We start from the raw sequence: 25000 nt of genomic DNA on the forward strand, positions 1-25000 counted from the left end.
TATCATTTTGTTTTTATTAAATTTTAATTAATTATCATGAATTTATCTGAAATATGGTTTATTCGCTGCTATAGCCAATTTATTCATTATTAAAACTCACTTCAACTTTAGCGTAAGATTCATATTTACTTACATCATGCCTCTTTTTAAGGCTATTTTTTAATCACATTATTTCATCATGCGCAAAAAAAGTGCACAAATTTAAAGCAATTTATGCACTTTTAAAAATTCTTGCAGTTTTAGGCTTAAAAACTAAAATTCAAACCGAATACAACCTGATCATCAAAATCTTCGCCAACTCGATCTTTACCGCCGACGACATAATCTAAAGATGCGGTAGCCCCCGTATTTGCAATTTCTTTACTCACACCCATACGTGCCTCACTAAAAACAACATCATTTTTAGTTTCAATAATGCTGTCATCGCGGCGGCTGTTATAGATGGATGCACCAACTGAAGTATTCAACATAAAATTTTGCGGCAAAGCATAACTATACGCTGCACTTAAATACACATCTCCCGCGTTCGCGAAGGAAGCATCTGCAAGCATTACGGATGCAGCTAAAGTTAAGTCTTTATAAGCCAATTCGCCCAATACATCGAATGCTGTGGTTTTACGTTTATCGCCACCTTCACTATAAACTGTACCGCCATCTTGGTAGTAATAGGCAGTCCCTTGAACTTTATAGCTCCAGTTTTGATTAATTTCATTGCCGTACGCCACATAAAAATCATGTTCAAAACCATGATCTTTATTCTCATCAGACAGATCATAATCAAGCGTTGAACCCCAGTATCCTACGCTAACACCACTTTGAAGTGCATACTCAAGACCAGCTTGTAGAGCAACATCATCATTTTCCACACCACCGCGGTAAATATATTTATTCACCACGGCAAAACTACCTGTTAATTTTCCCGCTGTTGGTAAAATTGTATCTTCTTCAGCAAATGCAGGCATTGTGCACATTGCAAACAATAAAGATAACGCAATTTTGTGTGAAGTTTGATGCATTCCTACCCCTTAGAGAACCCGACTAAGATTCTTTTTCGATGACAAATTTAGCTGCGGATTCTAAAGCTTTTTTATAATTTTTGTTCAAATTTATTAAATAACAGCATCTTTCTTTTATTTAATTTTAGGTAAATAACGGTGCTTAACATTTAAGCAAACTATATTTTTATTGTAGAAATTAGAGGATATTCACATTAAATATCATGATTATCTGAGGATTTAGATGATCAGCAAGATCTGATCAAAATGCACCATCAAGACTTTTAATTACTGCTTAAAGCCTTTATTAGACCAAAGTAGTAAGCGTTGAAATCCAATAAAATGAAAGTACAAATCAAGGTCCTACTTATCTATTCTTTATAAAAAATTACATAAAGAATCATCTTTCATTTAAATATATTATTGTTTTAAATAATATTTTAAATGGAATCGATTTTTTTGAACATTTATTCAATTTCTTACATGCGTTTATATTCAAAGAATGCATAACTTTAATGAAATAAAATGAATAAAAAAAAGATTTTTTTGCTCTACATTACGTATACAATTCCTCCAATTTAATTTCTCCCTCTTTTGTATAAGGCCACCTCCCAATGCAAAAAGCACAAAAACTTACCTTAGCAGTTTTGATTCAAGCTGCATTAATCTCAACGGCATATGCTAGCGAGCAAAGTGAATCTAAAGGCTTTGTTGAAGATGCTGAAGGAACTGTTTTATTCCGTACCGGTTATATCAACCGTGACAAGAAAGCACCTGGTGTCAAAGATCAAAGCTCTGCTGCACAATCTGCGATCGTCAAGCTCGAGTCTGGTTTTACCAAAGGTGTGGTAGGTTTTGGTGTAAATGCAGTAGGTGATGCTTCATTTAAACTGGGCGAAAACAAAAATGCGAATAATGGCATGATTCCTAAACATGCACCGACTGCAGAAAACCCAAATGGTGATGCTTATGACCATTGGGCTCGTGGTGGTGCAAGTGTTAAAGCGCGTGTTTCAAATACGACGGTTGAATACGGTACTCAAGTATTAGATATTCCTGTTCTTGCAAGCAACACTGGCCGTATGGTTCCTGAATATTTCACTGGTGTACTTGCAACAAGCCATGAAATTGAGAATTTGGAAGTTATTGCGGGTAAATTCACTAAAAACCAATACTCTGATCAAATCAATACTGATGGTGAAAACTTAGACCGTGCAGTGGTTTGGGGCGCAAAATACAAATTTAATGATGCTTTGAATGCGTCTTACTATGGCCTAGACAGCAAAAATAAATTAGAGCGTCATTATGTAAATGCCAACTATAAACAAGCTTTGGCTAACGACAGCTCGCTCACTTATGACTTCAGTGGTTATCACACTAAATTTGATAAAAATGCATCTACTTATTCTGCAACAGGTGAAACTGCGGCTGATTATGCAAACACAGGTATTGCGGGTGTAGAAAAAACCAATAATATTTGGGCAATTTCAGGGACTTATAATACTGGCGCGCATAACGTAATGTTGGCTTATCAACAAAATACAGGTAATGTTGGTTACGATTATGGCCAAAATGCCGACGGCTACCAAAGCATTTACTTGCCAAACTCTTACTTGTCTGACTTCGTCGGCAACCATGAGAAATCAGCACAAGTTCAGTATACCTATGACTTCAGTGCAATGAATGTTCCTGGCTTAACTTGGACCACTGCTTATGTTTATGGTTGGGACATTAATGTTGCAGGCAAAACAGGCGAAGGTAAGGAAAATGAATTCTTTAACCAGGTGAAATACACAGTGCAAAGTGGTTTTGCCAAAGATGCGAGCTTGCGTGTTCGTAACTCAATCTATCGTGCAAATGATGTCTATGATGGCGCTTACATCGGCGACACTAACGAATGGCGTTTATTCTTGGATATTCCTGTGAAATTATTTTAATTCACAGTAAGTTCAAGAGATAAAAAAACCTGCACAATGTGCAGGTTTTTTTATCTAAGCCTTTCAGGCTAAATTCGAAACAAACAATTATTTGTTTGCTTCTGCATAAGCTGCAATTGAGCTAAGTACTTCTTGTTTCGCAACATCAGCACCTTCCCAACCACTTAACTTAACCCATTTTCCTGGCTCTAAGTCTTTGTAGTGTTGGAAGAAATGTTCAATTTGGCTGATCAATAACGGTGGAAGATCCGTATATTCCTGAATATCTTTGTAGATTGGAGTCAATTTGTCGTGCGGTACAGCAACCAATTTCGCATCGATACCACCGTCATCTTCCATGTTCAATTTACCGACAGGGCGGCAACGAATCACTGAACCTGGTTCAACTGGGTGTGGTGTTACAACCAATACGTCTAATGGATCGCCATCTAAAGACAAGGTATTCGGTACATAACCGTAGTTCGCTGGGTAGAACATTGCTGTACCCATGAAACGGTCTACAAATAATGCATCAGAATCTTTGTCGATTTCGTATTTGATTGGTGCTGCATTTGCAGGAATTTCAATAATGACATAGATGTCGTTTGGTGCATCTTTACCCGCTGGGATATTGCTGTAGCTCATAGCATCACTCTTTAACAAGTTAAATCTTATTTAAACCGGCACGATTATAACGGTTTTTGAGAATTAAATAACTTTGCGATTATACATCCGCCACAGCAAAATATGTATTTCCACAGATTGATGCAATCTTAAGTTAATTTAATGACCAGAAGTAATAAGCAAATTGGACAAAGTAAAGACAAGGTCCAAACAATTGTACGCAAAGTTGCCCAATTGGCTAAATAGCAAATGCCGTAAACAATACGGAGTACAATATAGGCAATACCAAAGGTCATAATTACAGTTTGAGGAACCACCATATATTCCGCCATTAAAATGGCAGCAATAAACAATGGTAAACTTTCAAAACTATTTTGCTGTGCCGCATTGGCACGTGCTGCCAAGCCAGTGGTTTTGGCTAAAAAATCGCGCGGGTTTTGGTTATCTCGTCCTTTAAAGCCAGCGGTTTTTTTTGCAATTACTGTAAAAACGTAAGGCAATAAACATGCAATTAAGATGAGATAGATTATTCCGCTTATGCTTTGCATCTCATTTTTCTCATTAAGATTTTCTGCCCAATATCATAGCATGGCGTTTCAGTAATAATTTTTGTTAAATTATAATGTTTTTATTAATGAGGAATAAGGATCCAGTATGGTCAACCCAGATCAACAACAAATGTTTGATGTCCTGGAAAAACAGCGCCAGCATCAACTTAAAGTGGATCGTGTACTCAAAATCGTGTTGCCGATTGTGGGATTTTTACTTTCAGTCATGTGTGCAAATCTAAATAGACTGTCTCTTATTTTCACCATTGTCATCTCAATTATCGCACTTTGGAAGGTGGGGATTAAACGTCAAGCACTTTGGATATGGACGACAGTCGTTGCACTTTACTGTTTACTGGATAATTTCTACAGCTTTGGTTCATTTGATTTAAAGCGATACGTTTATCAGTTCGGCAGCATCACGACCTTTGTATGGATTATGGGTATTGGCCGACCTTATATTGATCGCTGGCTGATGAAAGATTAAAAGTTCAAGTATAAAAAAAGCGCCGAAAACGGCGCTTTTTTTATTGCAGGGTTTATGCTGTTTTACGTAAATCTTTACGTAAGATTTTACCTACGTTTGATTTTGGCAATTCATCCATAAATTCAACATAACGCGGGCGTTTATAACCGGTTAAGTTTTCTTTAGCGTAAGCCAGTACTTCTTCAGTGGTTAAAGAAGGATCTTTTTTCACCACGAATAACTTAGGCACTTCACCTGATTTTTCATCAGGCACACCAATCGCTGCAACTTCCAATACTTTTGGATGTTTAGAAACCACGTCTTCAATTTCAGATGGATAAACATTGAAACCAGAAACCAGAATCATGTCTTTCTTACGGTCTACAATTTTAATATAGCCGCGAGCATCCATAATACCGATGTCACCTGTACGGAAGAAACCATTGGTCATGACTTGTTCAGTTTCATCTGGACGGTTCCAATAGCCTTTCATGACTTGTGGACCACGAATCGAGATTTCGCCTTGTTCACCAAGTGGCACTTCATTGCCGTCATCATCAAGAATCGCAACTTCAGTCAGTGGCAACGGAACACCAATCGTGCCGCTGAATTCCATTGATGAAGGTGGGTTTGCAGTCGCAACAGGCGAAGTTTCGGATAAACCATAACCTTCAATGATGTTAGTGCCGGTAATTTTTTTCCATGCTTCAGCTGTAGAAGCAAGGACAGCCATACCACCACCCATCGCCATTTTAAGATTGCTATGGTCGAGTTGTTTAAACTCTTCATTGTTCACCAATGCATTAAACAAAGTGTTTACTGCAGGGAAGAATGACGGACGGTATTTGCGCAATTCTTTTATTACCGCAGGTAAGTCACGCGGGTTTGGAATCAGAATATTGGCTTGACCTTTATACATGCCGTACATAGCACAAACCATGAACGCAAAAATGTGATAAAGCGGCAATGCACAGAAAATGCGGTCATCTTTCGAACCATCTTGTGCACCAAACTTACTTTGGAAAATGCCGTCACACTGCAACATGTTCGCGACAAGATTGCGATGTGTCAGTTCTGCACCTTTAGAAACGCCCGTAGTACCGCCAGTATATTGCAGTACAGCCGTATCACTTAAAGTCAGGCTTGGACGTTTGTAGTTGCTCGCATTGACTTTAGACATTGCAGCATTGAACTTAATATGGCCTGGAATATCCCAAGCTGGAATTTGTTTACGTACTGAACGTAAAACAAAGTTCACCAGCGTACCTTTTAAGGCACCCAACATATCCCCTACAGAAGCTACGACCACATGCTTCACAGGTGTTTTACCAATAATTGCCTGGTAAACAGTTGCAAAGTTTTCAATAATGACCAGCACTTCAGAGCCAGAGTCATTGAGTTGATGCTCAAGTTCACGCGAGGTATATAGTGGATTCACATTCACTAGAACCAGACCTGCACGGAATACACCCAATGCAACCACTGGATATTGCAGCACGTTTGGCATCATCACTGCGACGCGAGAACCTTTTGCCAAACCTAAGCTTTGTAAGTAGGTTGCAAATTTACGGCTTGCTTCTTCTAGTTCATTAAATGTTAATACTTTATCCATAAAGATAAAGGCATCACGTGAACCAAATTTTTGAAAATTACGTTCAAAAACATCATTAAGCGAGGTGTTTTCTGGTGGTAATTCTACAGTTTCCGGAATCCCTGTTTTTTGGTATTCAGCCAACCAAATCTTTTCCATTATGCCCTTCTCTCCAATCTGTAATCTTTAGTTTTCAACTGTTTTTTCAATGTTATGCGTCATTATTAAACTTGTTTAGGCATAACACGACATCCATTTACACGAATACGAATCATATATAACGTATTTTGATCAATGGATGCTAGTTTTATCTTTGAATGAACAGTTTATTTGCTTTTTGATATCCTCGTGGTAAGAGTTGACCTTTAGTCGCTCTTTTACCTATATATTTCTGAAGATCATCACCTTTTAGTTTTAATTGCTGCTGTCCCGCAACCACTTGAATTATTTCATTTAAACAAAGCAATGTCATGGACAAAATTTGCTCTTTCGGTTCAAGTTGTATCAACTTGTTTCCTTTACCTTTGTTCAGGATTGGTAATTCTGACAAATCAATCACCAATAACCGACCAGCGGTACTCAAGATAGCTAAATGGGTATTGGTATCCACCGTTTGCAATGGTAATGCTTTGGCATCATCAGATATGGTTAAGAAGGCTTTACCCGCTTTTGCATTGGTATCGAGCTGTTTTGCATTTGATTTAAAGCCGTAGCCTTTAGAGCTCACTGCAATAATTTCCTGCTCATCATCTGCAATCATGACTTGAATAAAGCCAATTCCATTTGCTGGAGCAAGTTTGGAGCTTAAAGGCTCACCCAAACCTCGTGCCGATGGCAAACTGTTAATTGAAAGTGCATAACTGCGCCCTGTTTCATCCAGCACATACGCACGTTGATTCGACTTACCTGTTGCATGACTTAAGTACTGATCCCCTGCTCGGAAATTCAGGTTTTCAGCATCCACCTCATGACCTTTAGCACAACGAATCCAACCCGCTTCAGACAATACTACGGTGACAGGGTCAGCCGGCATTAAATCTTGTTCGCTAATTGCTGCGGCTTCCGCACGTTGTACGATTGGCGAACGGCGGTCATCACCAAATTTCTTGGCATCATCTTTCAGTTCAGTAATGATCAGATTCTTCAATGATTCCGGATTTGCCAATTGTTCACGGATAATCTCGGCTCTGGCCTCTAACTCTTCCTGTTCACGGCGAATTTCCATTTCTTCAAGTTTTGCCAAATGACGTAACTTGAGTTCTAAAATGGCTTCGGCCTGAATTTCATCAATGCCGAAATGTGCGATCAGTTCTACTTTAGGATGATCTTCTTCGCGAATAATGCGGATCACCGTATCCAGATCCAGATACGCAATCAAAAGACCGGCCAAGATATGCAGGCGTTTTTCAATTTTATTTAAATGATATTGCAGACGACGGGTCACGGTATTCTTACGGATTTCAATCCATTCCAGCAAAATCCGACGAATCGATTTCACTTGCGGACGACCATCAGCACCAATCATGTTCATATTGACACGATAGCTCGACTCTAAATCGGTCGTTGCGAACAAGTGACTCATCACTGCTTCGGCATCAATACGATTTGAACGTAGCACAATCACCAAACGGGTTGGATTTTTATGATCCGATTCATCTCGAACATCACTCACCAAAGGCAGTTTCTTCGCCTGCATTTGATCTGCAATCTGGCTGATGAGTTTTGAACCTGAAACCTGATACGGTAACTCTGTAATCACGATTTCATTTTTTTCTATCGTGTACACTGCACGCATGCGATAACTGCCACGACCTGTGGTTTGAATCTTTAATAAATCTTCAGGTGAGGTAATAATTTCCGCTTTGGTCGGTAAATCTGGTGCTGGAATATATTCTGCAACTTTTTCATCCGTTAAGTTCGGATTACGAATCAGGGCGATGGTGCCTTTGATCACTTCACGCAGGTTGTGTGGCGGAATATCGGTTGCCATCCCTACAGCAATACCGGTGGTACCATTCAACAAGATATTCGGAACACGAGCAGGCAAATTGACCGGTTCTTTCATCGAGCCATCAAAGTTGTCCTGCCAATCACACGTGCCTTGACCAAGTTCAGACAACAGCACTTCACTATAAAGCGAAAGTTTGGCTTCGGTATAACGCATTGCAGCGAAGGATTTCGGATCATCGGGTGAACCCCAGTTGCCCTGACCTTCAATAAAAGGATAGCGATAACTAAACGGCTGTGCCATCAATACCATCGCTTCATAACACGCAGAGTCACCATGTGGATGATACTTACCGAGTACATCACCTACCGTACGGGCAGATTTTTTCGGCTTACCGCTATGCTTTAAGCCCAGTTCACTCATCGCATAAACGATACGGCGCTGCACCGGTTTTAAACCATCACTGATATGCGGTAATGCACGATCCATAATCACGTACATGGCATAGTTAAGGTAAGCTTGTTCAGTAAATTCTGCTACGGAACGATTTTCTGTGGCTTGATGCACAAGGCTGGTCATAAAAGCGTGAAATCCTAAATAATTCGTTTTTGTATCTACGTTGTTATGCTAAGTCGCAGGTGTACTCTATACAAGGGCAGTACTGAACACTCTGCGACAAATTGTGTCTTATGGCCTAAAAATATCCACTTTATAATGTTCGATCAACTAAAAAATCAGCAATTTTATAAACCCATCGATTCTAAAGTCTTGCCTTTAGTTTCTTCGCCTAATACTAAAACCACCAAAGCTACTGCCAGTAATACTGCAGTAAACATCGTAAAGACATGAGTGAAACCATTGTTCATGATCATCATATGGGTGACCACCATCGGTGCCACAATACCACCCATACGCCCCACCGCAGATGCCCAACCTGAACCAAAGGCACGAATATTGGTTGGATACTGTTCTGGCGTATAGGTATAAAGCACGCCCCATGCACCCAAGTTAAAGAAGGACATCAGGCAACCCCAGAACATAATCATGTTCACGGTATCCGCTTGACCAAAGAAATAAGCCGAAACAGCACACATGCCAATAAAGCCTGCCAGTGTCGCTTTACGCCCCAGTTTTTCCACCAGCCATGCTGCCGCGACATAACCCGGAAGCTGCGCCAAAATCATAATCAGCACATATTCAAAAGACTGCACGATGGTATAGCCTTGTTTTACTAACAAACTTGGCAACCAGGTAAAAATACCATAATAAGAATAGACAATACCGAACCAGATCAGCCACAGCATTAAGGTCCGGCGGGCAAACGGTCCTGTCCAAAGCTGTTTAAAAGAAATATTCTGTTTTTCTGCAACCGGTTTGACTTCAATGTGTTCAATTACTTCCACGCCACATTGACGTTCCAGTTTCTGAACCAGAGCATGCGCTTCTTCAATGCGTCCACGGTTAATCAAATACGGAACAGATTCTGGCACTTTTTTTAGAATCATAAACACATAAATGGCAGGCAAACCGCCAATTAAAAATGCGATATGCCAACCATAACTTGGAATCACAAAGTAGGAAACCAAAGCGGCAACCAGCCAGCCCAAGCCCCAAAAACTTTCCAGTAAAACAATAAAACGTCCACGAACTTGCGCAGGAATATATTCACTGACCAAAGTCACGGCAACAGGAAGCTGTCCACCTAAACCTAAACCCACGATGAAACGAAACACCAATAACCAGGTTAAATTCGGTGCAAAGGCACATAAAGCAGTGGCAATACTATAGGTCACCAAAGTAATCGCAAATACGGTACGACGCCCAATACGATCCGCTAATCCGCCAGAGAAAACCGCCCCAATGGCCATACCGACAAAACCGATAGACACCACCCAGCCTTTTTCAGTCGGGGTCATGTTCCATTCTTCGGCCATGGTGGTCAAAATAAATGCAATCAGACCAGTATCCATTGCATCGAACATCCAGCCAAGTCCGATCACCCATAGCAAAGTATAGTGAAACTTACCGATGGGTAAGCGTTGTACACGTGAGACTAAATCCATAACAAGATCTCTGATTTTGTGAAAGGATGTATACTGCTTTCCCAACAGGATTTATGATTTTGCTGATTTTTATACGCTAATTTGAAGATTATGACCGCTCATTTAGTCGGTCATTTCTCGTTTTTTTGTGCAAATTCTTATGAAGCATCTTTGGAAGATGCCGACTGATCATCATCATCTTTATAAATGAATTTTGGCATTTCTAAACCAAAATAAATGGCGATACAGCGTAAAGAAAAACCGAAAATCAGGGTCGAAATAACGGTCACTTCCAACGAAAAGCCAATCTCCTGACAGACCCAATAACAGATGACTGACACAAAAGAAATACTGGCATACAGTTCACGGCGGAACACCAAGGGTACATCGTTACAGAGGATGTCACGCAGAATACCGCCAGACACACCGGTAAGAACACCAGCCACAGCTGAAACCACGAAACCATGTCCCATTTCCAGTGCAATCTGGCAACCAATCACGGTAAAGCCGATCAGACCCATGGCATCCAGAATCAAGAAGATCGAGCGTAAATGACGCATCCATTTGGCAATCAGGATCGTGACAAAGGCAGCAGCGCAGGTCAGCACCAGATATTCAGGATGTTTGACCCAGGTCAGTGGATAATGTCCGAGCAAGACATCTCGAACTGAACCGCCACCAAGTGCAGTCACACAAGCAATCAGCGTTACCCCAAACCAATCCATACTACGCCGACCAGCGGACAAAGCCCCTGTCATGGCTTCGGCGGTAATCGCAATAATATAAATCACTAATAGCAACATTGCCCTTCTTCCACTGAGGGTAATCGATGCGCGCTATTCTAAGGCAAATTCAGATGAAATTTACAGATATTGTGCACAACATTGTTTAAATTTTTTCCCCGATCCACAAACGCAGGATTGCTTCATGGTAATTTGCATCTCTGTGGTCGGATCAAGGAAATACCAAGCTCCATCATGTAGCACAAAATGTGAAACTTCATGATGAAGCTGAGCCTGTTTGCCATCGTGGTAATGTGCCTTGAATTCTACTTGTGCATGATTTTTATCTATTTTTTCTTTGGCTTGCACCACTTCAAGCTTAAGCCATTGATTGGATTTACTCCAGTCACGAATAGCAGCCACATCCAAGGCCTGTTGTTGTCCAATGGCTGTGGTTTTAACAATATAGTCAATCTCATGTTTGGCAAATGCACTATAACGTGAACGCATTAGCTGTTCTGCGGTTTGCGCCTTCACCTGCCCCAAATGTAGCGGTTGGCAACAGCTGGCATAAATTCCAAGACCACATGGACAATTGCTTTCTGACATCAAATTTTCCCAATAAAAAATAGCCCGACGATGCGAGCTATTTTAATCAATTATCTTGGTTTAAAGATAATATGCCGTAATTTAGTTAATCGTCGGCATGGTTTTCAATTTGCGGAATGATATGGACTTTATCAATTTTATGACCGTCCATCGTCACAACTTCAAAGATATAACCATCGGCTTCGAGTTTTGCACCACTTTGTGGTAAATGACCCAAGTGATGCAAGATATATCCCGACAAGGTTGAATACTGTTCAGACTCATCCACCAAGTCACGGCCTAAAAGTAAGGAAACGTGACGAATATCGGTAGAACCTTCCAGAATTAAAGTGCCGTCTTCCAAACTTTCTGCTGCAGTTTCAAATTCATCTTCATCCGGGAATTCACCTGCAATCGCTTCAAGCACATCAATCGGGGTTGCAATCCCTTCAATCGAACCATATTCATTCAGGACGATGGCCAATTGTAACGGTGCTTGGCGTAACTGCTCCATCACCATCAACACTTGGGCATTCTCATGCACAATCACCGGTTCACGTAAGTGACGTTCAAAATTGAGTACACCGGTTTCAATGTATTCATTCATCACTTTATGGGTCAGGACCACACCGGCAATATTGTCCAGCTCACCATGCGCAACAATTAAACGCGAATGGGTCATGCTCAATAATTGTTCTTTAATGGCAGTATCGTCTTCGTCTAAATCAATCCATTCCAATTCAGGACGTGGTGTCATCACCGATTTCACCGGTCGTTCCGACAATCCAAGCACGCCTTGCACCATCACACTGTGATAAGCGCCATTTTGTTCATTAAAGACTTCATCGGCAAATGCACGGGTTGCAAGCACATCTTCAGCATCATTATTTTGCGACTCTGACTTCCCGCCGAGCATACGCATCACAGCAGAAGCTGTACGGTAACGTAAGTCCGTCGTGGTCACCATTTTCTCCTGATTACGGCGCATGGTTTGATTGACAAACTCAACCACCACAGAGAAACCAATTGCAGCGTATAAATAACCTTTTGGAATATGGAAACCAAATCCTTCAACGATGAGTGAGAAACCAATCATCATCAAGAAGCCCAAACATAGAATCACCACGGTTGGATGCTTGTTGACGAAATCCATCAGCGGTTTCGATGCCCAAAGCATAATGCCGACCGCAATAATCACTGCAATCATCATTACAGAAAGGTCTTTCACCATTCCGACTGCAGTAATCACGCTGTCTAGAGAGAAAACTGCATCCAGCACCACAATTTGAACAATCACCATCCAGAAAGCGGCATGTACCGGGTTTTCTTCTTTCTGTGGCTGAGTTCCCTCAATGCGTTCATGCAGTTCCATGGTGCCTTTAAATAAAAGGAACACACCACCAAACAACAGAATCAAGTCTCGACCGGAAAAAGGATGCTCCGAAATATGGAACAGGGGTTCGGTTAAGGTCACGACCCAGGCAATGGAAGCCAGTAAAACCAAGCGCATAGCCAAAGCGAGTAGCAATCCGACAATACGACCTGTGTTGCGCTGTTCTGGTGGAAGTTTTTCCGCCAAAATGGCAATAAAGACCAGATTGTCGATACCGAGAACAATTTCTAAAACCACTAAAGTGGCCAGTCCAATCCATGCAGATGGATCTGACATCCATTCAAAGATCATTGGATGTTCTCCTGCAGGGGATTGAGGTCTGATTTTAGGATGTTCATATTAAAATCGGTGAATATTCTATGAACAGCATTCTGTATAATTTTTGCGGAAGAATTGAGATGTTCAGAGTGAGGACAACCACTACCCATGTTGATTCATTTATTGGAAAACAGATTTTTAGTATAGCAAGCTGAACTGGAAATTCATCTTTTTTTCAGTTCTCCCCCTCTTTCTCTCGGCAAGTTTTAACAAATCTTTGCAAAGCCTGTTCATGACATCACATGCTGTGTCATATTTTCTATCTAAGCTAGAGCATGAAAAAATAAAGTGCTATGGTAAAAATATAATGATGATCAGTGTATTAAAAATGACTCCAAAACATAAAAATCCAACGCCCAAAACAACTCAACCTTTAATTGCGTTCTATTGTGGTTCGCGTTCAGGCAACAAGCCCATTTACCAAGAAAAAGCCATTGCTCTGGCTCAAGGTCTTTCTGACTTGGGTTTTGGACTGGTGTATGGGGGTGCAAGTATTGGCTTAATGGGACAAGTCGCTGATGCGGTCAGACAACGTGGCGGTCAAACGGTCGGGGTAATTCCTGAATTTATGCTGGATTATGAAATTGCACATAACCAACTCACCGAATTGCATATTGTAGACAGCATGCATGAACGCAAAGCCATGATGGCAGAACGTGCCAGTGCTTTTGTTGCGCTGCCCGGTGGCTTGGGAACTTTTGAAGAAATTTTAGAAATTGCCACTTGGGGCCAGTTGAATCAGCATCAAAAACCCATGATGCTATATAACGTGAATGGCTTTTATGATGCTTTAATTGCCCAGCTTGATCATGCAGTCAGTGAAGGTTTTTTACCGCCACAGCATCGGGCGAAACTGATTATTTGCAATCATGCAGATCAGATTATCAATGCAATTAAAAATCTCGGCTCTCCGAAACACTTTGCCATTTAAATCTATTTCATAACCATAAAAACCCTAAAAAACAACAAAAAAGCGAGCTCATGGCTCGCTTTTTTTGATTACCCTGTATGTTCTATAAATTTGAAATAAAGTTATAGAACCACGGTAGTGTCGTTGCTAAAACAATACTCATGATTAAACCGACCATCAACTTCATCGCATCTTTACTGACATTGCGTGAAGTCCGATATTTATTCACTTCAGCCAGATGCATCGACATCGCAAATTCACGACCTGCGAGTAAGCCCAAGAATACCCATGTGGTACTCATTGGAATGTTGCTCCACTCTTTGAAGACCAGCAAAATAATGGCATAAATAAAATCGATAATGGTCGCGGAACGAATATCGGCCACACCGGTTTTGGTATCGATAATTTTTTGGATTGCACCGCCACGTTGGTAGAAAATCATGCCCAATAGAATGATAAAAACCAGAATCGCAAAAATCAAAAATTCCAGCGGAACCTGACGGGGTACATAGACGAAAATATTCGCCAGATCCTGAATCAGCCATTGGCTCCACAGAAACGCCGTGGACACCCACTGCAAACCAATCCAGACATGAGAGACTTTATGATCCCGGGTTTTACTAAAATAAACCGAAATGCCTTTAATCACAAAACGATAAACAATGATTGCGACCACAAATGCGACGGCATAACCCATCATCGATTTGGTCAGCATTGAACCCAAACTGCTCGGCGAAAAAATGGTGAGTACCAAGAATGTAGTACTGACCGGAATCCCGTATTTGGTCAAAATAATCAGCAATATAGGCGGAACAATATACAGCCAGGTAATGCCACCCTCAGGAAAAGGAATGGTTTCCAGACGCCCATAAGATGCATCGCCAATACCTGAAGCCCACCAGCCATACAGCAAGACCACGCTTAAAATACTGCTGGTATATAACCACAGCATCCACCAGGGACGATGGGCATTGGATGAAATAAAGGTACCTAAGGTCTGCGGCACATCATTTCCGACAATTGAATAAGCGGCTAGACAGAAGCCAACAATCATCAAAATTTCGATTGTCATAAAAACAAAACCTTTTTCACCAATTAAAAGTACTCATCCAGCGCTACTGGAGGTTGGGCCGAATTATGACATTTTTATGTCACTTTAATGACATCAACATGACAGGATTTTGTTACCGTCGATTAAAAAGCAGCTTAATGTTGTTTTTATCTGCATTTTTTTATTTCCAATGAATTGGAGTGATTGCCGTTGAATGATCAACTTCATTGCAAGGAGAAGTTTAAAAAGCTGAACTTTGATCTGGATTTTATTTTCTTTGCTTGAAATTTCAAATTTTTTAAACCAAGAATTTGCATCGCATGATGGTCTACTTTATTACGCTTTACTCACTATCGATAGAAGAACTTTTTCTTACACCATGTTTAGATGATTACTTTAAACTATTTAAAAATTTCACTTTTATAATTTTATGAACGCCACGCCATCACATCAAGCCTTACAACCTGAATTTAGACTCTTGGTCTTGTTGGTATCTATTGGCTTTTTTATGCAAGGTTTGGACACCACCATCGTCAATACTGCTCTTCCCGCGATGGCGGTAAATTTAGGTGAAGATCCTCTCCAGATGCATAGTGTCGTGGTGGCATATGTGCTTTCCGTGGCGGCCTGTATTCCATTAAGTGGCTGGCTCGCAGATCGATTTGGGGTACGCAATACGTACTTTAGCGCGATTGTTATCTTTACCTTGGCATCTTTAGGTTGTGGTCTGGCCAACAGCTTAAATGAACTGCTGCTCTATCGTGTCATTCAGGGGATTGGCGGAGCATTATTGTTACCTGTCGGGCGTTTGGCCATGCTCAAGGTTATTCCGCGTACTCAATTTTTATCTGCCATGAGTTTGATGAGTCTTGCAGGACTAATGGGTCCGCTCATCGGCCCCACCCTGGGTGGCTGGATGGTAGAAGTGGCGACCTGGCACTGGATCTTTTTAATTAATATTCCGATGGGGCTTTTAGGTTGTTTAATTACAGTTAAAGCCATGCCGAATGTCACAGAGCCTACGGTTAAATCATTCGACTTTTCCGGTTTCATACTGCTGGTAATCGCCATGGTCGGCGTTTCAATGGGGATCGAAAACTTTTCTAGCCCACACCTGTCTTTATGGTGGAGTAGTGGATTAATCACTGCAGGTTTAATGGCGGCAGCTATTTATGCTTATCATGCACATAGTCATCAAAATGCACTGTTTCGTAGTAAATTATTTAGTAATCAAATTTATGCCATTGGTATTGTGGGTAATTTCTTTGCCCGCTTAGGCGGCAATGCCATGCCCTTTCTTATGCCCCTGATGTTACAAGTGGTATTTGGATTTGAGCCATTTATTACTGGTCTGCTGATGATTCCTACTGTACTCGGCTCATTGGCATCTAAACCGATTATTCGTCAAATTATTCAACGCTTTGGCTATCGTAAGGTATTGTTGGTCAATACCTTATTGGTGGGCGCTTGTATTGCCAGTTTTGCCCTCACTACGGCAGATACTCCAATCTGGTTGCGCGCTTTGCACTTCTTTATCTTTGGTATGCTGAATTCTCTGCAATTTGTATCGATGAATACATTAACTTTGAAGGATTTACCGCAACAAGATGCCAGTAGTGGTAACAGTTTCTTATCGATGATCATGATGGTGTCGATGAGTATTGGCGTGGCTTTGGCAGGGACTTTAGTTAACGTCTTCACCGCATACTATGGTGTCGAACACATCACTAGTGCATTTCATAGCACCTTAATTTTCTTGGGCTGTATTAATATCATCACGGCCTGCATTTTTTGGCGCATTCCACGCAATACGCCTGTTTAAACTGATTGAAGAAACAGCGTGGTTTGAAGCTTCAGATCGCGTTATCATGTGCTGGATAAATCACCCGTAAATTATTTATGCCTAAAAAACGATTAGCCCCAAACAGCCATAAAAAGCTTTACGCCTCTTGCGCAGGCTTAGTGCTGATTTGCGTTGCAATCGTCGTTTATGTTTTTGTATTGCATCATAATCCTGCCTCGGCACAAGACTATCCGGTCAAAGGTTTTGATGTATCGCATCATCAAGGCGATATTCAGTGGAAACAGATTTCCCCCAAGAGCTATCGGTTTGTTTATCTGAAAGCCACGGAAGGTGGTGATTTTAAAGATCGAAAATTTCAGGAATATTGGCTGCAAGCGCGTGAAAATGGCTTGATGGTCGGTGCCTATCATTTTTATCGTCTATGTCGTGACGGTGAAATTCAGGCGCAAAATTTTATTGAAACCGTACCCAATAAAGCCGATGCTTTACCGCCGGTGATTGATCTGGAATATGACAGTAATTGCATCAACACCTACACTAAAGAACAACTGCTGAAAGAAATCCAGATCATGCATGATCGGCTGTATCAGCATTATGGCAAACAACCGATTTTCTATATTTCCAAGTCATTTTATAACATTATTTTGGCTGGGGAATTTCCAAAAACTCCGCTGTGGGTACGTGAATATGATGGAAAACCGGATTTAAAAGGCAAGCCGAAATGGCTGTTCTGGCAACATACCAATCAGGGCACCATCAAGGGCATTGCTAAAGCAGTCGACTTAAATGTGTTTAATGGCGATGAATCTGACTGGATCAGCTTTTTACAACGAAATGGCATCCACCCCTTAAAAAATGTTGAAAATTTACCGAAAAAATAACAAGATAAGTCCATATTTTTCATCAAAATAAAAATAATACCCAATTACAAAATAGGAAAATTATGTCGATTAAAAAAGGACTTTTGGTTTCATTGAGACTGCTTATTCTGTGCTTGGTGGCTGGCATGGTTTTTTTACTGCAACCTTCCGGTCAAATGTCTGATTTTCAAAAATGGCAATATCAGCCATCTGAAAAATCTTCTGCACCTCCAACACTTAAGGTTAAATTCTTTGGTGTTTCAACGCTACTTTTCGATGATGGCAAAACTCAGATTTTGATTGATGGATTCTTTAGTCGCCCTTCCCTATCTCAAGTGCTGTTTCAAAAAATTCAAAGTCAGCCTGAAGTGATCCAGCGAATGATTCAGCAACAGCACTTACAGCGTACTCGGGCGATTTTAGTGACTCATTCACATTATGACCATGCGCTAGATATTGCCGAGCTTGGCAAACGACTTCCAAATACAAAAATTATCGGTTCAAGCAGTACTTTAAATATTGCACGAGGCGGACAAGTTGCAGAACAACAATTAATCCAGATTCAACCCTTACACCCCATGTCCTTTGGTGAGTTCAAAGTCACGGCCATTGCTTCACAACATACCCCGCCCACTGCAGTGAATAATGATTTGGGTGAAGAAATTTCCCAACCGCTTCAACAACCAACGCGCTTTTCTGAATTTAAAGAAGGTCATAGCTTTGATTATTTAATTGAACATCAAGGGCATACTGTTTTGGTCAAAGCCAGTACCGGGGCTGTTCCGGATCAACTGAAAAATTTAAAGGTCGATACTTTATTTTTAGGCATTGCCCAGCTGTCACGGCAGTCGACTGAATTTCAGCAAAATTATCTGGATCAAACACTTAAAACTTTAAAACCGAAAGTCGTTGTGCCCATCCACTGGGATGACTTTTTCAAACCTGTGGATCAGCCTTTAGAGTTTCTACCTTATCTGGCCGATAACACAGAAAAAAGCTTAAAAATTCTGATTCAGGCTGCAGAACAACAAAAAATACAAGTGGTTTTACTCAGTCAGCCTGTGTCGTATCCACTTGATCCTGCTCTACAATCTCAGCCATGAAGATGAGATACTGAAGGTATATAGAATTAGAGGCAGAATTAGGGCTGCATGAGAAAAATCATTCACATCGATATGGATGCCTTTTTTGCATCCGTGGAACTCAAAGACCGACCTGACCTAAAGCATTTACCTGTGGTGGTTTCCTCGCATCATCCACGTGCTGTGATTTGTGCTGCCTCTTATCCTGCACGCGAGTTTGGTTTGCGCTCAGCCATGTCGATGTCACAAGCTAAAAAACGCTGTCCACAAGTGGTGGTGATTGAACCCAATTTTGAAAAATATCGTGCTATCTCTGTCAAAATTCATCATATTTTTCAGCGTTATACACCGCTCATTGAACCGTTGTCTTTAGATGAAGCCTATTTAGATGTCACAGAAAATTTACAGAACGTTCCCAGTGCAACCGAAGTGGCCATGCGAATCCGGGAAGATATTTTCCAAGCCACAGGCTTAACCGCATCAGCGGGTGTCGCTCCAAATAAATTTTTAGCGAAAATTGCTTCGGACTGGCATAAACCCAATGGCATCTGTGTAATTAAACCCTCACAAGTGCAGAACTTTATTCAGGATTTGCCTTTAAAGAAAATTCCCGGTGTGGGTAAAGTCACCCAAGAAAAACTCAAAATTTTGCAATTGGAAACTTTGGGCGATTTACAGCAAATTGACGAAGCGGTGCTGATTCAGCATTTTGGAAAATACGGCAAGCAGCTGTTTCTCTATGCCCAAGGGATTGATGAGCGACCGGTGCAAGCTGAACGTGAACGCCAGCAGATTTCCAAGGAAACCACCTTTGATGATGACCTCACCTTAACCCAATGTCAGAATTATTGGTCCAAACTGATGGATCAAGTCTGGCAAATTTTAGAGAAAAAACAACTTTGTGCACGCGGCGTTTCGGCCAAACTGAAACTGAAAAATTTCCAGGTTTTACAGCATAGTAAGAGCTTTAAACAGCCCCTAGAAAATCAGAAGCAACTGGAAGATGTACTGCAGCAATTGTTGATTGAAATGCAGATTCCTGAACATGTTCAATTTCGCTTAATCGGGGTTGGGGTTCACCAACTTTCTGACCAGCTGGATCAGCCGCAGCTTTCGTTGTGGTAAGCATTTGAATGTTTTTCAATCAAAAGAATAAAATTAGACCAATTGATGATACACAACTGCTATTTTTGCGGTACTCTATTGGCGCGATACATTTATCCATGTAGCCGCTGAGATGCTAAAAATCACCTTTACTTTTAGCATGCTGTCCTGTGATTGGCGTGACGATCAAATCCGAATATTACAGGGCAACTCTGTTGTAAACCATGGAACTCCCTCTTGCATATCTTCTGCGAATATTTCTGTAAATCTCCAAGAACCTCTACTCTAAGAACAACACGCGCTTAAAACCGCACTCAGTAGTTTCATTGATGCTGTTGTCGATTGGTACGATTTCTACTTTGGCATTGTTGCCACACTCATTTTAAAAAACCAATTTTTCCCAAGTATGGCTGACAATGTGTGGCAATTTACTGATTATAATTGTCGCAGCAATAATACCCAAAACACAGGATTAAAATTTGATGAATGTTCAGCGTCTACATGTAGAAAAGCGTTATTGCGAAGTGGCGATTTCAGGTAATCTGGTGCATTTAGCCGGTCAATTGGCCAATGACACATCACTGGATATTAAAGCGCAAACGCAAGAAACCTTAGATAATATTGACCGCTTATTGGCAGATGCGGGAACAGATAAAAGCAATATCTTGTCGGTGATGATTTTCTTAAAAGATATACAACAAGACTATGCTGCAATGAACGAAGTTTGGGATGCCTGGGTGGCTGAAGGTCAAGCGCCTGCACGAACCTGTGTTGAATCTAAACTCTATGCACCGGACGTTTTGGTGGAAATGATGGTTACTGCTGTCCGTACAGAAAATTAAAGCGATAGATATAAATAAGCATGAACGCATATGAATTCATGCTTGTTGTTATTACCCCACGATTCGGATTTTCTTTCGTTCCAGCTCAGGATAAAAACTATACTTCTTTGGTGTATCTGCAACTTGTATATCTAACTGATTGTGAGGAGATTTTTCAAGAAGGAAATCTTGTCTTAACTCATAATACTCAGGCACATCCTCATAGCGAATGACACGATATCCCGCCATAGCTAAAAGTGCATCTTGATATTGCGCATTCTGTGGACGTCTTAATGCCATGGGATCATCAAGTGCAATAATGGCTGTGACTTGATGATGTTCATCAAGCACAACAAAGTCTGCCACCATATTGCGATATTTATGGCGGGTACGAGAGTATTTGGTCGTCAATAGCGCATCAAATGAAACATGGGCCAATATAGTGCTCTGTGGCAATATTCCCTTGAGTCGCGTATAGGTTAATTGTTCGTTAATATTAAAGATAGCCCTTTGCTTTAAAGCGCTATCTTGCTGTTTGCTACTGCTTTCCAGACTTTTCCAAGCCATACACAGTACGCAAAATAGGAGTAAACTCCCGACCAAAATATAAACCATCATCCTCTTAGTCCTTTAAATTTTTATAATCTTTTTCGGTGTCACACCGATTGTTATCAAATTCAGTATACAACTCTTATTTTTATTAAATTTTTTAAGTAAACAAACTGCATTTAAATGACGACGAAATCATCTTAAAAGCTGACAAAAAGTTGCACTGATTTTATGCTCATGATTGATGCCTAAATTAAATCCGTTATTAGACACTATAAATAGGGTATATCAAGCCTAAGCCCTGATGCAATAAGACGATGGGATATTGTCGGACAATTCCGACGAAATGTTTCTGCATGATTTATTTCAGTTATTCATAAAAAAGGATGCCGTAGCATCCTTTTTTATTTTTAAGGCTAAGCTCTCGATTTCGGCTTAGATTTACCTTTTGGTTTAGGACCACCAAACGGTTTTTTAGCATCACCTGTTTCACGGGGTGGTAAACCGGTATGCTGAGTCAAGATCTGACCTTTTTCAGGACGTTTTTTGGTATTCGACGGGCGTGACGGGTTCGCTGCGGAATTATTACGAACAGCATTGTCACCGCTGCGTTTTTGCGAATCACCGGCAACAGTCGAGTTTTTCTTACGTGCTGATTGATACTGACCTTCGGTGCCTGCAGGCTGATAGGTCGGAATCAAATGCTGTTTCGAGTTACCAATCAGGTCTGAACGGCCCATTTCTTTCAATGCTTCACGCAGTAATGGCCAGTTATTCGAATCATGGTAACGCAGGAAGGCTTTATGCAAGCGACGACGCTTGTCCCCTTTCACAATGTCGACATTTTCAGTATAACGTGCCACTTTCGCCAACGGGTTTTTACCAGTGTGGTACATGGTGGTTGCTGTTGCCATTGGTGAAGGATAAAAATTCTGTACCTGATCAGCACGGAAACCATTTTTCTTCAACCAAATCGCTAAGTTCATCATGTCATAATCGGTAGTACCCGGATGCGCCGCGATGAAGTAAGGAATAAGGTACTGCTCTTTCCCTGCTTCCTTACTAAAACGGTCAAACATCTGTTTGAAACGGTCATAGGTACCAATACCCGGTTTCATCATCTTCGACAATGGACCTTTTTCGGTATGTTCCGGTGCAATTTTCAGATAACCACCGACATGATGCTGAACCAGTTCTTTCACATATTCAGGGTTCAATACAGCCAGGTCATAACGCAAACCTGAACTAATCAGAATCTTTTTAATGCCTTTTAGTTCACGTGCCTTACGATATAACTGTGTCAACGGTGCATGATCAGTATGCAAGTTTTGACAAACACCTGGGAATACACACGATGGTTTACGACAGTTTTTCTCAATTTCAGGATCTTTACACTGCAAACGATACATGTTCGCAGTCGGCCCACCTAGGTCAGAGATAATTCCGGTAAAGCCAGGCGCTGTATCACGAATTTTTTCCACTTCACGCAGAATCGATTCTTCAGAACGGTTTTGAATAATACGACCTTCATGTTCAGTAATCGAACAGAAAGTACACCCGCCAAAACAGCCACGCATGATGTTCACGGAGAACTTGATCATGTCAAATGCGGGGAAACGTGCCTCACCATAAACTGGATGTGGCAAACGTGCATAAGGCAAGTCAAACACATAATCCATTTCTTCTGTCGTTAACGGAATTGGTGGTGCATTTAACCAGACATCACGTTCACCATGTTTTTGTACCATGGCACGAGCATTTCCGGGATTGGTTTCCAAATGCAAAATACGGTTGGCATGTGCATATAAAACAGGATCTTCAGCCACTTCTTCAAATGCAGGTAAACGAATGACAGCCAGTTCACGTGGTGGCAATTTATGTTTGATGGCTTTTGATGGCGCAGGCTGAAGCTGAACAATTTGCGTATCGGCATCCAGATTATCGCCTTCGCGGATAATTGGATTAGCAACAGGTTCTTTTTGGAAATTTTGATATTGAGTTAAAGAATTACCTTTATCTTTTTCTATTTCACAACCATCTAAATCTTCAGTCATCACATACGGATTGATGATTGGATCAACACGTCCAATGCTATCGACATCATTCGATGCAATTTCAACAAACTTGGCTTTAGATGCACGGTTATGTTTATTAACAATAAATGCTGTACCACGAACATCGGTAATTTCGTGGATTTTTTCACCTTTAGCCAAACGGTGCATTACTTCAGTAATAGAGCGTTCGCCATTACCGTACATCAATAAATCCGCTTTTGAATCCATCAACACCGAGCGACGGACTTTGTCTGACCAATAGTCATAATGTGCAATACGACGCAATGATGCTTCAATACCACCCAAAAGTACGGGCACATCAGGGAATGCTTCACGGCAGCGCTGACAATACACAGTTGCTGCACGGTCTGGGCGTTTGTTCGGCTGATTATCTGGTGAATAAGCATCATCGGAACGGATTTTACGGTCAGCCGTATAACGGTTGATCATGGAATCCATATTGCCGGCGGTCACGCCCCAAGCAATGGTCGGTTTACCCAATACGCGGAATGCTTCAGGATCGGTCCAATCTGGCTGAGCAATGATTCCCACACGGAAGCCTTGCGCTTCAAGGGTACGTCCAATAATGCCTGAACAGAAAGATGGGTGGTCGATATAAGCATCGCCACAAACTAAAATAAAGTCACAGGCATCCCAGCCGAGTAGATCCATTTCCTCGCGTGACATCGGCAAAAATGGTGCGGGTTCAAAACAAGACGCCCAATATTTGTCGTAATCAAACAACGCGGTCGGCGCTGTCTGTGCGGTATAAGCTGTAGACATGGCTAGCAAATTCTCGGCTGGCAGATGGAAGATCTTAAAATTAGATCAAAGATGAAAGCCGATCATTTTACCATGAATTCCGCCCACTTTCTTGATTAAAAAACATACTAAAACAGTGATTTAAATCTTTAATTATTTGTTGTTTATAAAGATGGAGTCGGATAGCAAAAAATAAACCTAACATCAAGCACACAGCTAATAAACAAGGTTAAGCCATTCCAACCCTAGTTTTCCCATACTAAACCGCTACTACTGCCCAAAATACTGGATCCCATATAGTAACTAAATAGATAAAGTGAAGAACCCACTACACGATACTGTAAGGATTGTACGGATACCTAGCTACTTGAGGTTGAATGTGCAGCAAAAAATGAAAAAGTAAATAATACCAGTCCCAATAAAACCTACCCAATCGCAGAAATCAGCATCAACCATAAACCTATGGGCATGATCATCAACATTGCAGCAAGTACTTTTTCTCATCCAAACTTAGCTCCCCAATGAGCGGCATGAGGTGAACTGTATATATCGGAAATATGAGCTTACAACAAACATGTATTTAACGAGGGCGAAGCCACAGTAACGTTTACAGGATTTTTTCTGGGTATGAATGCGCTGATGAGGAGGGGGTTTTGAGCCTTTTTTAGCAACTTTTACATTATTTTTCTCTTTATTCCGCGCATAAAAAAACACCCTGACCGATTAGATCAGGGTGTTTTCAGGAATAATGAGCTGGCGATGACTTACTCTCACATGGGTAACCCCACACTACCATCAGCGCAAAGAGGTTTCACTTCTGAGTTCGGGAAGGGATCAGGTGGTTCACTCTTG

At 41.1% G+C, this 25000-nt stretch carries 20 protein-coding genes, 1 rRNA gene and 2 pseudogenes; 9 read left to right on the forward strand and 14 right to left on the reverse strand.

Annotated elements, in window-relative coordinates; genetic code table 11:
• Positions 1 to 245: 245 nt before the first annotated feature.
• Positions 246 to 1016, reverse strand: coding sequence for a TorF family putative porin (locus HLH14_RS01705; RefSeq protein WP_086193098.1), 771 nt, complete (start codon positions 1014 to 1016; stop codon positions 246 to 248).
• A gap of 593 nt (positions 1017 to 1609) precedes the next feature.
• Between HLH14_RS01705 and HLH14_RS01710 the strand changes: the two genes are divergently transcribed.
• Positions 1610 to 2932 (forward strand): OprD family outer membrane porin, encoded by a 1323-nt coding sequence (locus HLH14_RS01710; protein WP_086193099.1) that lies wholly within the window; start codon positions 1610 to 1612, stop codon positions 2930 to 2932.
• An 87-nt stretch (positions 2933 to 3019) separates the two neighbouring features.
• Here HLH14_RS01710 and ppa read toward each other — a convergent pair whose 3' ends face one another.
• Both ppa and HLH14_RS01720 read right to left on the reverse strand, forming a co-directional pair.
• Positions 3020 to 3556 carry an inorganic diphosphatase gene (gene ppa, locus HLH14_RS01715; protein WP_067722479.1) on the reverse strand — a complete coding sequence of 179 codons (537 nt, stop codon included), beginning with the start codon at positions 3554 to 3556 and terminating at the stop codon, positions 3020 to 3022.
• A gap of 128 nt (positions 3557 to 3684) precedes the next feature.
• Positions 3685 to 4083, reverse strand: a complete 399-nt coding sequence (locus tag HLH14_RS01720) for an MAPEG family protein (protein WP_086193100.1) — start codon at positions 4081 to 4083, stop codon at positions 3685 to 3687.
• A gap of 106 nt (positions 4084 to 4189) precedes the next feature.
• Between HLH14_RS01720 and HLH14_RS01725 the strand changes: the two genes are divergently transcribed.
• Positions 4190 to 4570, forward strand: a complete 381-nt coding sequence (locus tag HLH14_RS01725; protein ID WP_086193101.1) for a hypothetical protein — start codon at positions 4190 to 4192, stop codon at positions 4568 to 4570.
• 52 nt (positions 4571 to 4622) lie between these two features.
• Here the strand turns inward: HLH14_RS01725 and HLH14_RS01730 are convergent, their stop codons facing one another.
• From HLH14_RS01730 to HLH14_RS01755, 6 genes are all read right to left on the reverse strand, one after another.
• Positions 4623 to 6299: an AMP-binding protein gene (locus HLH14_RS01730; protein WP_086193102.1), complete on the reverse strand. Its 1677-nt coding sequence runs from the start codon at positions 6297 to 6299 to the stop codon at positions 4623 to 4625.
• A gap of 148 nt (positions 6300 to 6447) precedes the next feature.
• Positions 6448 to 8667, reverse strand: coding sequence for a DNA topoisomerase IV subunit A (gene parC, locus HLH14_RS01735; RefSeq protein WP_086193103.1), 2220 nt, complete (start codon positions 8665 to 8667; stop codon positions 6448 to 6450).
• A 164-nt stretch (positions 8668 to 8831) separates the two neighbouring features.
• Entirely contained in the window at positions 8832 to 10151 is a 1320-nt protein-coding gene (gene niaP / locus HLH14_RS01740) for a niacin transporter NiaP (RefSeq protein ID WP_086193104.1), read from the reverse strand.
• Between the two features lie 137 nt (positions 10152 to 10288).
• On the reverse strand, positions 10289 to 10933 hold the full coding sequence (locus tag HLH14_RS01745) for a trimeric intracellular cation channel family protein (protein ID WP_086193105.1): 645 nt from the start codon (positions 10931 to 10933) through the stop codon (positions 10289 to 10291).
• Positions 10934 to 10993: 60 nt separating this feature from the next.
• Positions 10994 to 11461, reverse strand: coding sequence for a YchJ family protein (locus tag HLH14_RS01750; RefSeq protein WP_086193106.1), 468 nt, complete (start codon positions 11459 to 11461; stop codon positions 10994 to 10996).
• Between the two features lie 85 nt (positions 11462 to 11546).
• Positions 11547 to 13124, reverse strand: a complete 1578-nt coding sequence (locus tag HLH14_RS01755; RefSeq protein WP_067722496.1) for a TerC family protein — start codon at positions 13122 to 13124, stop codon at positions 11547 to 11549.
• Positions 13125 to 13461: 337 nt separating this feature from the next.
• Between HLH14_RS01755 and HLH14_RS01760 the strand changes: the two genes are divergently transcribed.
• Complete coding sequence (locus HLH14_RS01760) at positions 13462 to 14082, forward strand: LOG family protein (RefSeq protein ID WP_086193123.1); 621 nt, start codon at positions 13462 to 13464, stop codon at positions 14080 to 14082.
• Positions 14083 to 14164: 82 nt separating this feature from the next.
• Here the strand turns inward: HLH14_RS01760 and HLH14_RS01765 are convergent, their stop codons facing one another.
• Positions 14165 to 15133 carry a hypothetical protein gene (locus HLH14_RS01765; protein ID WP_171532509.1) on the reverse strand — a complete coding sequence of 323 codons (969 nt, stop codon included), beginning with the start codon at positions 15131 to 15133 and terminating at the stop codon, positions 14165 to 14167.
• 409 nt (positions 15134 to 15542) lie between these two features.
• On the opposite strand from HLH14_RS01765, the gene mdtD reads away from it, so the two are divergent.
• The 6 genes and pseudogenes from mdtD to HLH14_RS01790 all read left to right on the forward strand — a co-directional run bounded on the left by mdtD (position 15543) and on the right by HLH14_RS01790 (position 20804).
• Positions 15543 to 16934: a multidrug transporter subunit MdtD gene (gene mdtD, locus HLH14_RS01770; RefSeq protein WP_086193108.1), complete on the forward strand. Its 1392-nt coding sequence runs from the start codon at positions 15543 to 15545 to the stop codon at positions 16932 to 16934.
• A 77-nt stretch (positions 16935 to 17011) separates the two neighbouring features.
• A complete protein-coding gene (locus HLH14_RS01775; RefSeq protein WP_086193109.1) occupies positions 17012 to 17797 on the forward strand; it encodes a glycoside hydrolase family 25 protein in 786 nt (261 codons plus the stop codon).
• A gap of 62 nt (positions 17798 to 17859) precedes the next feature.
• Positions 17860 to 18879, forward strand: coding sequence for an MBL fold metallo-hydrolase (locus HLH14_RS01780; protein WP_086193110.1), 1020 nt, complete (start codon positions 17860 to 17862; stop codon positions 18877 to 18879).
• Positions 18880 to 18927: 48 nt separating this feature from the next.
• Positions 18928 to 19983 (forward strand): DNA polymerase IV, encoded by a 1056-nt coding sequence (dinB, locus tag HLH14_RS01785; protein ID WP_086193111.1) that lies wholly within the window; start codon positions 18928 to 18930, stop codon positions 19981 to 19983.
• 268 nt (positions 19984 to 20251) lie between these two features.
• Positions 20252 to 20383 (forward strand): annotated as a pseudogene (locus HLH14_RS15875) (shikimate transporter); the annotation flags it as partial.
• A gap of 61 nt (positions 20384 to 20444) precedes the next feature.
• A complete protein-coding gene (locus tag HLH14_RS01790; RefSeq protein WP_171532510.1) occupies positions 20445 to 20804 on the forward strand; it encodes a RidA family protein in 360 nt (119 codons plus the stop codon).
• Between the two features lie 51 nt (positions 20805 to 20855).
• Here HLH14_RS01790 and HLH14_RS01795 read toward each other — a convergent pair whose 3' ends face one another.
• From HLH14_RS01795 to rrf, 4 genes and pseudogenes are all read right to left on the reverse strand, one after another.
• Positions 20856 to 21401: a DUF2726 domain-containing protein gene (locus tag HLH14_RS01795; RefSeq protein WP_086193113.1), complete on the reverse strand. Its 546-nt coding sequence runs from the start codon at positions 21399 to 21401 to the stop codon at positions 20856 to 20858.
• A gap of 347 nt (positions 21402 to 21748) precedes the next feature.
• A complete protein-coding gene (locus tag HLH14_RS01800) occupies positions 21749 to 24169 on the reverse strand; it encodes a YgiQ family radical SAM protein (RefSeq protein WP_086193114.1) in 2421 nt (806 codons plus the stop codon).
• 67 nt (positions 24170 to 24236) lie between these two features.
• Positions 24237 to 24708 (reverse strand): annotated as a pseudogene (locus HLH14_RS15880) (hypothetical protein); the annotation flags it as partial.
• A gap of 191 nt (positions 24709 to 24899) precedes the next feature.
• Positions 24900 to 25000: ribosomal RNA gene (rrf, locus tag HLH14_RS01805) — 5S ribosomal RNA — on the reverse strand; the annotation flags it as partial.

The organism is Acinetobacter terrae (assembly GCF_013004375.1).
GTDB classification, from domain to species: domain Bacteria; phylum Pseudomonadota; class Gammaproteobacteria; order Pseudomonadales; family Moraxellaceae; genus Acinetobacter; species Acinetobacter terrae.